The sequence below is a fragment of the Leifsonia sp. Leaf336 genome (assembly GCF_001423695.1).
GTDB lineage: Bacteria > Actinomycetota > Actinomycetes > Actinomycetales > Microbacteriaceae > Leifsonia.
The window spans coordinates 323,228-335,755 of sequence record NZ_LMOZ01000001.1 but is presented as its reverse complement, the minus strand read 5'-3'; the positions used below and the strand labels follow the sequence as shown (position 1 = coordinate 335,755).

At 69.7% G+C, this 12,528-nt stretch carries 11 protein-coding genes; 1 reads left to right on the top strand and 10 read right to left on the bottom strand.

Annotation, left to right across the window (positions count from 1 at the left end; genetic code table 11):
* Positions 1-137 precede the first annotated feature (137 nt).
* From ASF88_RS01555 to ASF88_RS01510, 10 genes are all read right to left on the bottom strand, one after another.
* The gene (locus ASF88_RS01555; protein ID WP_055913293.1) at positions 138-2,459 is read right to left on the bottom strand and encodes a family 16 glycoside hydrolase; all 2,322 of its coding nucleotides are present in this window, start codon (positions 2,457-2,459) and stop codon (positions 138-140) included.
* 83 nt (positions 2,460-2,542) lie between these two features.
* Positions 2,543-3,463 carry a carbohydrate ABC transporter permease gene (locus ASF88_RS01550; RefSeq protein ID WP_055913290.1) on the bottom strand — a complete coding sequence of 307 codons (921 nt, stop codon included), beginning with the start codon at positions 3,461-3,463 and terminating at the stop codon, positions 2,543-2,545.
* The gene (locus tag ASF88_RS01545; RefSeq protein ID WP_082518684.1) at positions 3,460-4,335 is read right to left on the bottom strand and encodes a carbohydrate ABC transporter permease; all 876 of its coding nucleotides are present in this window, start codon (positions 4,333-4,335) and stop codon (positions 3,460-3,462) included. The genes ASF88_RS01550 and ASF88_RS01545 overlap by 4 nt, the downstream gene beginning before the upstream one ends.
* Positions 4,336-4,443: 108 nt before the next feature.
* A complete protein-coding gene (locus ASF88_RS01540) occupies positions 4,444-5,697 on the bottom strand; it encodes an ABC transporter substrate-binding protein (RefSeq protein WP_055913284.1) in 1,254 nt (417 codons plus the stop codon).
* 106 nt (positions 5,698-5,803) lie between these two features.
* Complete coding sequence (locus tag ASF88_RS01535) at positions 5,804-7,660, bottom strand: glycoside hydrolase family 2 protein (RefSeq protein ID WP_235493232.1); 1,857 nt, start codon at positions 7,658-7,660, stop codon at positions 5,804-5,806.
* 76 nt (positions 7,661-7,736) lie between these two features.
* Positions 7,737-8,768 (bottom strand): LacI family DNA-binding transcriptional regulator, encoded by a 1,032-nt coding sequence (locus ASF88_RS01530; protein ID WP_055913281.1) that lies wholly within the window; start codon positions 8,766-8,768, stop codon positions 7,737-7,739.
* 175 nt (positions 8,769-8,943) lie between these two features.
* Entirely contained in the window at positions 8,944-9,657 is a 714-nt protein-coding gene (locus tag ASF88_RS01525) for an SDR family NAD(P)-dependent oxidoreductase (protein ID WP_055913279.1), read from the bottom strand.
* Positions 9,654-9,986, bottom strand: a complete 333-nt coding sequence (locus ASF88_RS01520; RefSeq protein WP_055913276.1) for a carboxymuconolactone decarboxylase family protein — start codon at positions 9,984-9,986, stop codon at positions 9,654-9,656. The genes ASF88_RS01525 and ASF88_RS01520 overlap by 4 nt, the downstream gene beginning before the upstream one ends.
* On the bottom strand, positions 9,983-10,390 hold the full coding sequence (locus ASF88_RS01515; RefSeq protein ID WP_055913273.1) for a (R)-mandelonitrile lyase: 408 nt from the start codon (positions 10,388-10,390) through the stop codon (positions 9,983-9,985). Before ASF88_RS01515 ends, ASF88_RS01520 begins: the two co-directional genes overlap by 4 nt.
* Positions 10,387-11,418, bottom strand: coding sequence for a zinc-dependent alcohol dehydrogenase family protein (locus ASF88_RS01510; RefSeq protein ID WP_055913270.1), 1,032 nt, complete (start codon positions 11,416-11,418; stop codon positions 10,387-10,389). Before ASF88_RS01510 ends, ASF88_RS01515 begins: the two co-directional genes overlap by 4 nt.
* 138 nt (positions 11,419-11,556) lie before the next feature.
* Between ASF88_RS01510 and ASF88_RS01505 the strand changes: the two genes are divergently transcribed.
* On the top strand, positions 11,557-12,444 hold the full coding sequence (locus ASF88_RS01505; RefSeq protein WP_200935215.1) for a helix-turn-helix transcriptional regulator: 888 nt from the start codon (positions 11,557-11,559) through the stop codon (positions 12,442-12,444).
* The last annotated feature ends 84 nt before the right edge of the window (positions 12,445-12,528 follow it).

Below are 12,528 nucleotides of genomic sequence, written 5' to 3'. Positions count from 1 at the left end.
ATCGTCGCCGTGTCAGGATGGAGTGCGCTGCCGGCGCTGGGCAACGAGTCGCCGCCGAAGTCGGATGAGTCCCATCCGGCCGCGGCGTCCTGGGCGCCGCGGCCGGCTACTGACTGTCACCTCGCGAGCGCGGAGACTCACCGTGGCGTCACCGCGACGTCCTTCCAGGTCGCACCCGCGTTGTAGGTCCGCACTCCGATCGCTCCGCTCGTCGGCGTGCAGCCGGTGTCGACCGCGCCAGCGGAAACGATGGAGCCGCCGTTCGCCGGCTGACCCGTCACGGTGATCGTGCAGCCCACAACCTCCACCGTCAGGTGATACCAGGTGCCCGTGGGCAACGAGACCGGCAGCGTCGCCGACGCGAGCTGCGTCCAGTTGTACAGCTCGCGGCCGAGCACGAGGCCGGTCGGGGTGACGCCTGCGTAGTAGCCGTCGAGGGAGTCAGCTCCGACTGCCGGGTTCGTCACGCGCACGATGAAGCCCGCGTTGGCGTTCGTGCCGAGGCTGTCGAGTCTGACGTCGCCCGTCAGCGAGTAGTTGCCCCAGGTGGCGGAACCCGCGACGCTCTTGTCGCCCGAGCCGCCTGCCGAGTCGGCGTACGTCTCTGTAGACGCGCTCGTGGTCCACGTGCCCCCGTAGCCGGTCCATCCCGTGGCGGCGCCGCTCGCGAATGGCGCGGCGTACGGGGCGACGGCGGTGGAGGCCGTGGCGCCGGCGGTGACCGCGATGTTCCGGAACGACGCGGTGCTGCCTTGGTCGCGGACGCCGATCGCGCCGGACGTCAGCGTGCAGCCGCTGTCGGTATACGTCAACGCGGTCGGCGCGGCCGTGCTCCCCACGGGCACCGCGCTGACAGTGAACGTGCACCCCGACGCCTGCGCCACCAGGTGGTACCAGGCTCCGGTCGTCACTCCGCCGGGGAGGCTCGCGCTCGACAACGACGTCCACCCGGAGTTCTCGCGGCCGAGCACCAGCCCGGTCGTCGTGATGCCGAGGTAGTAGCCCTTGAGCGCGTCGGTGCCGGCGGACGGGTTCGAGACCCGAAGCAGGAGGCCGGCCTGGGTGCCGGAGTCGATCCGCACGTCGCCCTGGACCGTGTAGTCGGTCCACGCGGTGGAGCCGGCCACCGCCTTCGGCCCGGCGGTGCCGCCGCAGGTCTCGGTGTAGACGTCGCCGGTGGTCGACCAGCAGCCGTTGTAGTCGACCCAGCCGGAGTCGCCGCCGCTGAAGGTCGAGCGGAACGGAAGTACACCCGCGTTGGTCTGGCCGGTGACCTCCTCGCAGCCGTTCGGCCCGATCGCGGAGGGCGCCGTGTAGCGAACCGACTGACCCGACGCCGAGACGAGGAGGTCGGGGCTGTAGTCCACGCTGCAGTTCGAGGCGGAGCCTGTCGTCGCGACGGGCGCCGGGATCCAGGACCACGGGCCGGTCGCGTTCGAGGACGAGGTGACGAACACGATCTGTCCGCCCTCCGAGCCTCCCGACTCGGTCTGGCCCGCCAGCAGGAACTCGCCGCCGCCGGCAGGGCTCCACGCGATGTACGGCGAGTGGAAGAGCTGCCTGCCGTCGGTCGTCGTCGCGGTCGTGCCGAGATCGGTCGGGCCCGACCCCCAGGTGTCGCCTGTGGTCGAGGATTTCACCCGGGCGACGCAGTTGAACGCAGGGCCGCACACCTCGTACGCCATGACATACGTGCCGGACGCGCTGACCGCGACGGTCGCCATTCCCGGTCTGTCGGACTGGGCCGTGCTGGCCACGTCGTTCACCTCGCCGGGCGCCACGCGCGTCGAACCGTCCGCGTTGGCGCTCCAGCTGACGCCGCCGTCGGTCGATACGATGTGGGCGAGCTTCTGGCTGTAGGTGGCGCTCTGCCGCTCGTCGGAGAAGTAGCAGTTCAGCTTGCCGGACGAGTCGAGCGCGAGGAAGGGCTCCCAGATCCCGGTGCCCTCGCCGCCTCCGGACTGGAAGGCCGAGACGTAGGTCCAGGTCGCGCCATCGTCGGTGCTGCGCCACTCCACGAAGGTGGTGCTGGCGTTCGCGGTCGGCGCGACGTTGCCGACGAGGAGGAGGGTGCCGGCGGGGTACGCGCCGAGCGCCTGCGGGAACTCGTACAGGAACGGCTGCCAGAGCTGGGACGACGGATGTCCGGCGCCGGTCAGCGGGTCGCTCAGGCTCGACTTCGTCGACCAGGTCGCGCCGTCGTCGGTACTCTGCCGGATGACGAACGAGGTCGCCGCGCCGCTCTTGTCCGCGTGCTCGAACGTCCCCAGCAGGGTGCCGTTCGCCGAGCCGCTGTGGGCCAGCCGGATCACTCTGCTGTACGCGAGGAAGTCGTTGGAGGACGTGGACGTGTACATGCTCGTGCCCGGACTGTTGGCGTGCGCCGGCGCGGCGACCCCCGCGACGAATGCGACGGCGATCGCGAGGATCGCGGCGGCGAGCGCCGCGACCCTGGCCATGAGCGGACGATGTACGAGTGACTGCATTGTCGACCTCCTGTTTCCGTGTGGGTGGAGCGGGTGGAGCTGGATCGGTGACGCGCCTACTTCCCCGCCCCGACCGCGATCCCCGCGACGACGTAGCGCTGCAGCAGGAGGAACACGATGAACAGCGGCAGCACCCCGAGCACGAGCGTCGGCAGCAGTTGCTCCGGGCTCATCGTGTGCGTCCCGATGGTGGCGTAGACGGCGAGGGTGACGGTCTGCTTGTCGTCCGACGACAACAGCACGAGCGGCAGGATGAGGTCGTTCCAGACCTGCAGGATGACGAAGATCGCCAGGGTGGCCGTGGCCGGGCGCAGCAGCGGGAACACGATCTTCCAGTAGGTGCGGATGAGCCCGGCGCCGTCGACGGCCGCGGCCTCCTCGAGCTCGGCCGGCACCGTCCGCAGGAAGCCGGCGAAGAAGAACACCGCGAACGGCATGATCGTCGCGGTGTACGCGAGCACGATGCCGATGTAGCTGTCGAGCAGGTGGAGCTTCTGCATCACCTCGTACAGCGGCGTCAGCACCACGAAGATCGGGATGGTGAGGCCCGAGACGAAGATCTGGTATAGCGTGCGCGTCCAGCGCCGGGTGTGGCGCACGATCGCCCAGGCCGCGAGTGAGGCCGCGAACACCGTGATGACGGCGGTCGCGAGGGTGATGACGAGCGTGTTCCCGACGCTGCGGAGGTAGTGCATGTTCTGGAACGCGTTGACGTAGTTCTGGAAGTCGATCGGCGCCGGGAGCGCGAACGGGTTCGACGGGGACGTGTTCCCGTGGTGCAGCGACACCATGACGAGCACCCAGATCGGCGTGAGGACGACAGCCGTGAACGCGAGCAAGATGATGGAGGCTATGACCTTCGACACGCGCGTGCGGAAGCGGCGGGAGCGGAACCGCGGGGCGCGGCCTCTCGGAGCCTCCGGGGTGACGTTGCCGTCGCGGGCGGCCTCGGTCTCCTGGCTGATGAGTGCGGTCATGCGAGGTCGGCCTCCCGTCGGCGCAGCAGCGTCGCCTGCGTGACGCCCACGACGATCGTGAGGATCAGCAGCAGGACGGCGAGCGTAGTGCCGTAGGCGAACTGGTAGTTCGCGAAGCTGTTGTTGTAGATGACGAGGCTCAGCGTCTGCGTCGCGTCCTCGGGGGCGCCCTGCGTCATGATGAACGGCAGGTCGAACACCCGCAGCGAACCGATGACGCTGAGCGTGATGTTGATCGTGAAGGACGGCGCGAGCAGCCGCCAATCGATGCTCCAGAACCGGCGCCAGCCCGCGGCGCCGTCAAGGTTCGCGGCCTCGATCAGGGCCGGGTCGATCGCCATGTAGTTGGCGAGGTAGATCGTTGCGGTGTAGCCGAGGAACATCCAGATGTAGATGGCCGCGATCGACATCAGCGCGGTGTGCGGGTCGCCCAGCCAGATCGGCTCGAGCGCGTGGAGGCCGAGGGCGTCCATGACGTCGTCGATCGGGCCCCCGAGCGGCGAGTACATGTACGACCACAGGTAGCCGACGGCGACGAACGCCATCATCGCGGGCAGCAGGAGGCCGGCGCGGACGAAGTTGCGCACACGCTCCAGCTTGAACAGCCAGAACGCTACGAGGAGGGCGAGGCCGTTCTGCACGACCACGACGACCGCGGTGTAGACGATCGTGTTGACGAGGGCGTGCAGCACGGTCGGGTCGGTCAGCGCGTGCACATAGTTCTTCAGCCCGACGAAGTTGCCGCCGCTGGGCCCGATCGCGTCGGTGAAGCTGAGCTGCACGCCGCGGATCAGCGGGTAGATCACGAACACGGCGAAGATGAGGGCTGCCGGCGCGATCAGCACCATCGCGGAACGGCCACGGATTTGCATGGGATCGCCTTTCGGGCTGGATGGTGCGGGTGCGGTAGAGCGGGTGCGGTGGTGCGTGGATTCCCGGCCGGGGAGGCGTGGGCAGCTCCTCGGCCGGGACGGTGGTGACTACTTCGTCTTCGGGATCGTCTGGTCGAGCTGCTTCAGGAGCGTGCTCGTCGACTGCGACGGGTCGTTGAAGAGCGAGGTGCCGACCTTCCAGAACTCCTGCTCGTAGGTCGGGAAGTGGAGGTACTCGATCGGCGACACCTGCGAGTGGCCGGCGTTGAAGGCGTCCACATAGGCGCTCGCCTTCTGCATCGTCGGGCTCGGCACGTTCTTCAGAGTGGTGAACGAGTTCTCCGCGGCCAGGTAGCGGCTGTCGTTGGCCGGGTCGGCCATGAACGCCACGTACTTCTTCGCGGCGTCGGTGTGCTGGCTCGCAGCGTTGACGCCCCAGCCGGAGCCGACGAAGGTCACGCCGTAGGGGCTGCTGCCCGCGTCTCCGCCCGGGAACGGGTTGAGCGAGAAGTCGAACTTCGCGTTCTGCTGGAAGTTCTGCAGCTCCCACGCGCCCATGATCGTGAAGGCCCACTTGCCGGCGGCGAAGTCCGCGTTGCCGGTGTTGAACGGCTCGATGCCGTTCATGAGCTTGCCGTCGACGTCACCCGAGGTCAGCAGCTGCTTGATGTGGTCGAAGACCGGCGCGAAGGACGGGTTCCAGTTGGTCTTGCCGTTGTCGTAGCCCTGGCCCCACTTGTCGTCCACCAGGTTCGCGGCGAGCGCCAGCGAGAGCTGCTCGCTGGTCCAGCCGCCCTGGTCGGCGAGCAGCAGGCCCGGCTGGCCGGCGGCCTTCAGCTTCTGCAGCGCGTCCAGGAAGTCCGGCCAGGTCTGCGGGACCTGGTCGATGCCGGCCTTCTTCAGGATGTCGAGGTTCGCGTACAGCCCGATCGGGATGTTCTGCTGGGTGAAGGCATAGGTCTTGCCGTTGATCGCGCCGAACGGGGCGACGTTCGGGAGGAGCTGCTTCACCCAGGACTGGTCGCTCAGGTCGGCGAGGTAGCCCTGCTTCTGCCACTGTTGCACGCGGGTCGCGTTCGTCATGAGGACGTCGGCGGCGGTGCCGGCGGCGAGGCGGGTGTTGTTGTACTGGTCGTACTCGCCGTTGGCGACGTACTTGTAGTCGATCGTGATGTTCGGGTACTTCTTGTGGAAGTCGGCGTTGATCTGGGGGATGTCGGCGAGCTCGGTGCCGCCGCCCTCGAAGCCGACGACGGTCAGCGTGGTCTTGCCGTTGCTGGAGCCGTCTGACGACGAGCAGCCGGCGAGCACCAGCGCCGCCGCCGAGATGGCGGCTGCGGCCAGGATCAGTTTCTTTCGCATGGGTGTCCACTCCTTTGTGAGGTGCCTGGTGTTGTCAGGTGGTGCGTTGCGTAGTGGGTGGTGCGGGGGTGTGGTGCGGGGGGTGTGAAGCCTGGCCCGCCCCGGGTCAGGGATCGAGGGGCGGCACGTCGTCGAGCTCATAGGCCGCGGGCCGCGACTGGATGTCGCGCAGGAGCCGGAGGTCGAACTTCGGCACGCGGCGGAAGTCGAGCACCCCGTTCTTCTCCTGGAAGACGTCCGTGAGCTGGGTGAAGCAGTAGCCGAACATGCCGGCGTCATCGAGCAGCGTGTCCACGAGCCGGCGGAACCGGTCGATCCACTCGTCGCGGGTGCGCGGCGCCTCGCCGTACCCCCAGGAGTCGTCGCCTGTGCGGTCGCTGTCCGACCACCAGATGCCGCCGAACTCGCTGCAGAAGTAGGGCTGCCCGGCGTACGGAACAGACCACTCCGTGCCGTCGAGCGCGGTGTTGACGTACGGGCGGCCGTCGGCGAGGCCCCCCATCCGCTGCGCGAACACGTCCGGGTCCTGCTCGTACAGGTGCGAATCGTAGATGTCGGCGCCGGGCACGCGGTGCGAGTAGCCGGACGCGTCGATCACCGGACGGGTGGGGTCGATCGCCTTGGTGACCGCGTAGAGCGCCTTGGTGGCGTCGTCCAGGACGGTCAGCCGGTCGGTCATCGGCTGGAAGGTCTCGTTGAGCGGGCACCAGCCGACGATCGACGGGTGAGAGACGTCGCGGGTCAGTGCTTCCACCCACTCGGTGACGAACGAGAGCGTCGGCTCCTGCGGTCCGCCTGGGCCGACCTTTGCGCCCCAGTCGGCGAACTCGCCCCAGACCAGGTAGCCGAGCCGGTCGGCGTGGAAGAGGTAGCGCTCCTCGAACACCTTCTGGTGGAGGCGGGCGCCGTTGAAGCCGGCGGCCATCCCGAGCTCGATGTCGGCCACGAGGGCATCGTCGCTCGGCGCGGTCATCAGGGTGTCGGGCCAGTAGCCCTGGTCCAGGACGAGCCGCTGGAAGACCGGACGGCCGTTGAGGAGGACGCGGCGGCCGTCGATCGCGATGGACCGCATCCCGGCGTAGCTGTCGAGGACGTCGACCACGGTCTCGCCGCGCAGCAGGGTGAAGCGAACGGAGTAGAGGTGCGGGTCCTCGGGCGACCAGGTACGCAGGCGATCGGTCTCGATCGGGAGGGTGAGCACGGGCTTCACCTGCGCCGTCACCTCCACCTCGCGGCTGACGACGAGGCCGTCGGCGTCGCTGATGTCGACCCGCGCGGTGAGTCCGGCGGCGGGGGATACGACGTCGAGCTCGACCGCGAACGACGACGAGGGGAGGTCGGGGCGGATGACCGGGCGGCCGAAGTGCGCCGGAGAGACGGGCTCGAGCCAGACCGTCTGCCAGATGCCGGTCGTGCGCGTGTAGAAGGCCTCGTAGTTCTCGGGGCGGCGGGACTGCTTGCCGCGCGCCTGGATGGTGAGGTGGTCGTCCTCCGCGAGGACGGAGAGGGTGAAGGAGGCTCCGGCGGCAGCCGCGACGGCGTCGGTGATGTCGATCGTGAACGGGGTGAAGCCGCCGCGGTGACGGCCGACCTCGACGTCGTCCACCCAGACCGTGGTGTCGAAGTCGACCGCGCCGAAGTGCAGGAGGAGGCGGTCGTCGGCCCAGTCAGCGGGGATCTCGATGGTGCGCTGGTAGCGGACCGCGGGGTGGAACGTCGTGCTGCCGATGCCGGAGCGCTCCGACTCGGGCGCGAACGGCACGAGGATGTCGCGGTCGAGGATCCAGGCGGTCGGGGCGGAGGCGTCCGCGGCCTCCGTCGCGCCGAAACCGAAGCTCCACACGCCGTTGAGGTTCAGCCAGCGGTCGCGCACGAACTGCGGGCGCGGGTACTCCGGGCGCGGCACGGCCTGCGCGACGGGAGCGTGACCGCCCTGTTCGATTTCCCTCGATGCAAATGACACGATCAGGATGCTAGCGTGCAGTTTGCCTCGATGCAAACACATTCTGGAAAATGTTGGAAATCACAGGCTGCACAGGTCACGGGACGGCCGGAGAAGCCGTACCTGCCCGCAGCGTGGGGGCGCTCTCCCGCACGATCAGCCGGTGCGGTCCCACGAGCACCTCCGGCTCCAGCGTCTCGCCCGCGAGCCGCCGCACGATACGGTCGAGTGCCGTCTCCGCCAGCCACTGCTTGTCCGGGCTGACAGTCGTGAGCGACGGGATGGAGAAACGGCCGTCCTCGATGTCGTCCCAGCCGACCACCGCCACCTCGTCCGGCACCGAGACCCCCGCCTCGTGCAGGGTCCGCAGCGCGCCGAGGGCCAGGGCGTCGGAGAAGCAGAAGATCGCGTCGAACGGTTCGCCGCCGTCGAGCAGGCGGCGCATCGCCGCGGCGCCCTCCGGCCGGCGGAACCCCTCCACGTACCCCACGATCTCGGGCAGGCCGAGGTCGGCGTGCGCGCGGATCGCGGCACGATAGCCCTCGAGTCGCTGCGAACTGGCGGCGCGGTGGCTGCGTTCGGCGCCGATCGCGGCGATGCGGCGGCGCCCCTGCGCGAGCAGATGCTCGACAGCCTCCCGAGCGGCCTGGAAGTTGTCGATCATCACCTTGTCGTAACCCGGGAACTCGTCTTCACCGAGGAACACCAGCGGACCGGCGGCGAGCGCCTCCAGATCCTCGGCGCGGAGGGCGAGCGGACTCAGGGCCAGCGCGTCGAAGAGCGAACCGCCCGCGGTCCGGCGGAGCAGGGCGAGCTCACGCTCCCGGTCGCCGTCGGTCTGGTCGACGACCACGGTCAGGCCCCGTTCGGCGCCGCCTTCGACGAAGGCACGGGTGAGTTCGGCGAAATAGGCGGTGTCCAGCTCTGGCAGCATCAGCCCGATGAGCCCGGACCGTCCCACCTTGAGGCTTCGTGCGAGCTCGCTCGGCTGGTACTCGAGCTCGTGGATGACGCGGAGGACGCGCTCCCGGGTCGCCGGCGCGACATGGTCGAAACCGTTGACGACGTTGGAGACGGTGCGGACGGAGACGCCCGCGGCCTCCGCCACCTCACGACGTGTCGCCGCCATGCTCCCCCGCTCCGTCGTCCGGTGTGCTCGTGTGTTTGCCTCGTGGCAACGGGGCGCGATCATCCTAGCGAAGAACGTGCAGGCGGGAGCGCGTACGCGTACGGGCTGAAGCTCCACGTCATCTCGCGACAGGAGATTCCACCCGTCCCATGAGGAACCCGGGGTTCGTTGCTCATTACAGCGCGAGCGGCACGCCGGTCGCCTGCTCCAGCCGGTCGACGAGGCGCGCCTGGAACGCCGGGTCGGCCGCGGCGGGGTGGGGCGCCCGTGGTTGCCGGTGGTACCAGTAGCCGCCCGTCACCGGGTGGATCTCGCTCGCTTCCGCGGTCGCCAGCCACTCCTGCGTTCTGTGCCCCTCCTCGAGGCTGTCCGGGGCGCCGCGCCCACCCATCCGGGTGGGCACCCAGCCCGGATCGACGGCATGCGACAGCGTCGGCGTCCGGGCGGCGAGCCACAGCGCCAGGGCGGTGACCAGGAGCTTGCTGGTCGAGTAGTCGCCGCTCCCGGCGAACGCGCGGTCGAGGTCCGGGGAGCCGGAGCGGTGCATCCCGCTGCTGAGCACGATCGACCGGGCCGGCGGAGTGAGCGTGGCCATGAGGAGGTACGGCGCGACGACGTTGACCGCCGTGACCGGACCATCGATCACGCCCGCGTTGTGGATGACCGCGTCGAAGCGGCCGAGATCGTTCGCCTCGCCCGCGAGCCGCTGTACGGCGGAGGAGTCGGCTAGGTCGGCGAACAGGAGGGCGTGCATCCGCTCGGCGACCTCCCCGTCGGCGAGACGGTCGGGCCGCCGCGCGTGGAGGACGACCCGGTGGCCGGCGCGGGCCAGCGCGTCCGCGGTCGCGAGGCCGAGTCCAGTGGATGCGCCGGTCACCAGGATCATCATGCGGAGGCCTCCCCTTCGCCGTCGAACAGCTCCTTCGCGATGGTCATGGCCGACATCGCCTTGGGCCAACCGACGTAGAAGGCCAGATGCGTGATCGCCTCGACGAGCTCCTCCCGAGTCACGCCGTTCTGCACGGCGAAGGGGAGGTGGAAGCGCAACTGGTCGACGTTCCCGCCGGCGAGAAGCGCGCTCACGGTGAGGAGGCTGCGGTCGCGCTTCGAGAGGCCCGGACGCTCCCAGACCTCGTCGAACAGCACCTCGTCGGTGTAGTGGACGAGGCCCGGCGCGAAGTCGCCGAACGCCTGCCGTCCTCCGGTCCAGGTGCTCATGACGCCCGCCCTTCGTAGTCGTCGTCGGTGACGTGCTCTTTCCACGTGGTCGTCGCGGCGGGGTCGTCGGCCGACTCCAGCATCGCGATGTGCTCCATGAAACAGCCCGGCGCCGCCGCGTGCCAGTGGTCCTGGCCCGGCGGCGTGTAGAGGGTCTGCCCGGGATGCACCTCGATGATGTTCCCGTCGCGGTCGCCGAAGCGGGCGACACCGGAGGTGACCCGCAGGTACTGCCCGCGGGCGTGGCTGTGCCAGGCGGTCCGCGCGCCCGGGGCGAAGCGGACGAGCGCGACGGTCATGCGCTGATCGCCATCGTGCGGAGCGGCGATCGGGTCGACCCAGACGTCGCCGGCGAATTGCTCCGGCGGGTTCTTGGCGGTGGGGGTGGTGGGTTCGATGTTCATGCGTTCTCCGTCTCCAGCAGCACCTTGACGGCTCTGCGCTCGTCCATGGCCCGGTAGCCCTCCGCCGCCTCATCGAGCGGCAGGGTGAGGTCGAACACCGCACCGGCGTCGAACTCATCGTTCATGATCGACTCGATCAGCTCGGGAAGGAAGCGGCGGACAGGAGCCGGACCGCCGTGCAGATGCACGCCGGAGAAGAACAGCTCCTCCCCCGGCAGCTCGACCCCGTGCGAGACGCCCACGTAGCCGACGTGGCCGCTGGGACGGGTGGCGCGGATGGCCTGCATCATCGACTCCTGCGTGCCGACGGCTTCGATGACCGAGTGCGCGCCGAGCCCGCCGGTGAGGGCCTTGATGGCGGCGACGCCGGCATCCCCGCGCTCTTCGACGATGTCGGTGGCGCCGAACCGGCGGGCGAGCGCCTGCCGGTCGGCGTGGCGGCTCATCGCGATGATGCGCTCGGCGCCGAGCCGCTTGGCGGCGAGGACGCCGAGGAGACCGACCGCGCCGTCGCCGACGACAGCGACGGTCTTGCCGGGCCCGGCCTCCGCGGCGACGGCGGCGAACCAGCCGGTGCCGAGCACGTCGGAGGCGGCGAGCAGGCTGCGCACCTGCGCCTGCGTGGGCTCGCCCGGCACCACGACGAGCGTGCCGTCGGCCAGCGGGACCCGCAGCTTCTCGGCCTGCGTGCCGATCGCGCCCATCGGGAACGCGTGCACGCAGCGCGACTGGTAGCCGGCGCGGCAGATCTCGCAGGTGTTGTCGGAGGCGAAGAACGAGCCGACGACGTAGTCTCCGACGGAGACGTTCTGCACCTCGGCGCCGACCTGTTCGACCACGCCCACGTACTCGTGGCCCATGGGGGTGGGCTCTGCGACCGCGTCCGTGCCGCGATACGGCCAGAGATCGGAGCCGCAGATGCAGGCGGCGGTGACGCGGATGACCGCGTCGGTGGGCTCCTGGATGGTCGGGTCGGCGCGTTCCTCCACGCGCACATCCCGGGGTGCGTACATGACTACTCCGCGCATGTCGGGATCCTTTCGTTCACGGCATCCAGCACACCGGGTCCTCTCGCGCCGAGGGAGTCCCTGATGAGAGGTGTACGGACGAGAGGTGTACTGAGAGAGCATCCCTGCCGGAGCAGGGTTCGGCTTAGCCTGGGCGGCATGGACAACCGATCCGAGGTGCGCGAGTTCCTGATGTCGCGCCGGGCGAAGGTGACGCCCGAGCAGGTCGGCCTCTCCGCAGGCAGCGGCCGCCGGGTCGCGGGGCTGCGCCGCTCCGAGGTGGCCATGCTCGCCGACGTCAGCGTCGAGTACTACGCCAAGCTCGAACGCGGCGGTATCGCCGGGGTGTCGGCCGGGGTGCTGGATGCGGTGAGCCGGGCCTTGCAGCTCGACGACACCGAGCGCGCCCACCTGTTCGACCTCGCGCGTGCCTCCGACGGCATCCCCCTCTCGGGGCGGCCGCGACGACGTGCCGGGAGCAGCCCGGCAGCGCGCCCGAGCCTCCACTGGGCGCTCGACGCGTTCACCGAGGGCGTGGCGGTCGTGCGCAACGCCCAGTCGGATGTGATCGCGTTCAACGCGCTCGGCCGCGCCTTCTACTCGCCGCTGATCGGCGACGGCGGACGGACGCCGAACTTCGCGCGGTTCCAGTTCCTCGACCCGGCGTCGCGCGAGTTCTACCCCGACTGGGACCGGTTCGCCGACATGTGCGTCGCCATGATGCGCGCCGAGGCGGGCCGCGATCCGCACAACCGCGCCCTGCAAGACCTCGTCGGAGAGCTGTCGACCCGCAGCGAGGAGTTCCGGAAGCTGTGGGGCGCCCACGACGTGCGGACCCACGGCGCCGGCACCAAGCGGTTCCGGCATCCTCTCGTCGGCGAGCTCACCCTCGCCTACGAAGAGTTCGCCATCACGGCCGAGCCCGGCCATGTGCTCCTCGTCTACACGGCCGAGCCGGGCTCGCCATCGGCCGAGCGGCTGCGGCTGCTCGCCTCCTGGGCCGCCGATCAGCCCGTGCCGCGTCAGTCCGTGACGGAGGAATCATGACGGCCTGGACCACCTACGAACGGCGCGCCATCGCCACCACGCTGAACGACCGCATCGACGCCGACTACGAGACGAAGTACGGCC

Bases quoted from the DNA above. Each gene is read 5' to 3' on its own strand.
- ASF88_RS01540 (WP_055913284.1), bottom strand. From the start codon at position 5,697: ATGCGAAAGAAACTGATCCTGGCCGCAGCCGCCATCTCGGCGGCGGCG.
- ASF88_RS01555 (WP_055913293.1), bottom strand. From the start codon at position 2,459: ATGGCCAGGGTCGCGGCGCTCGCCGCCGCGATCCTCGCGATCGCCGTC.
- ASF88_RS01520 (WP_055913276.1), bottom strand. From the start codon at position 9,986: ATGAGCACCTGGACCGGAGGACGGCAGGCGTTCGGCGACTTCGCGCCG.
- ASF88_RS01510 (WP_055913270.1), bottom strand. From the start codon at position 11,418: ATGCGCGGAGTAGTCATGTACGCACCCCGGGATGTGCGCGTGGAGGAA.
- ASF88_RS01515 (WP_055913273.1), bottom strand. From the start codon at position 10,390: ATGAACATCGAACCCACCACCCCCACCGCCAAGAACCCGCCGGAGCAA.
- ASF88_RS01505 (WP_200935215.1), top strand. From the start codon at position 11,557: ATGGACAACCGATCCGAGGTGCGCGAGTTCCTGATGTCGCGCCGGGCG.
- ASF88_RS01530 (WP_055913281.1), bottom strand. From the start codon at position 8,768: ATGGCGGCGACACGTCGTGAGGTGGCGGAGGCCGCGGGCGTCTCCGTC.
- ASF88_RS01545 (WP_082518684.1), bottom strand. From the start codon at position 4,335: ATGCAAATCCGTGGCCGTTCCGCGATGGTGCTGATCGCGCCGGCAGCC.
- ASF88_RS01550 (WP_055913290.1), bottom strand. From the start codon at position 3,463: ATGACCGCACTCATCAGCCAGGAGACCGAGGCCGCCCGCGACGGCAAC.
- ASF88_RS01525 (WP_055913279.1), bottom strand. From the start codon at position 9,657: ATGATGATCCTGGTGACCGGCGCATCCACTGGACTCGGCCTCGCGACC.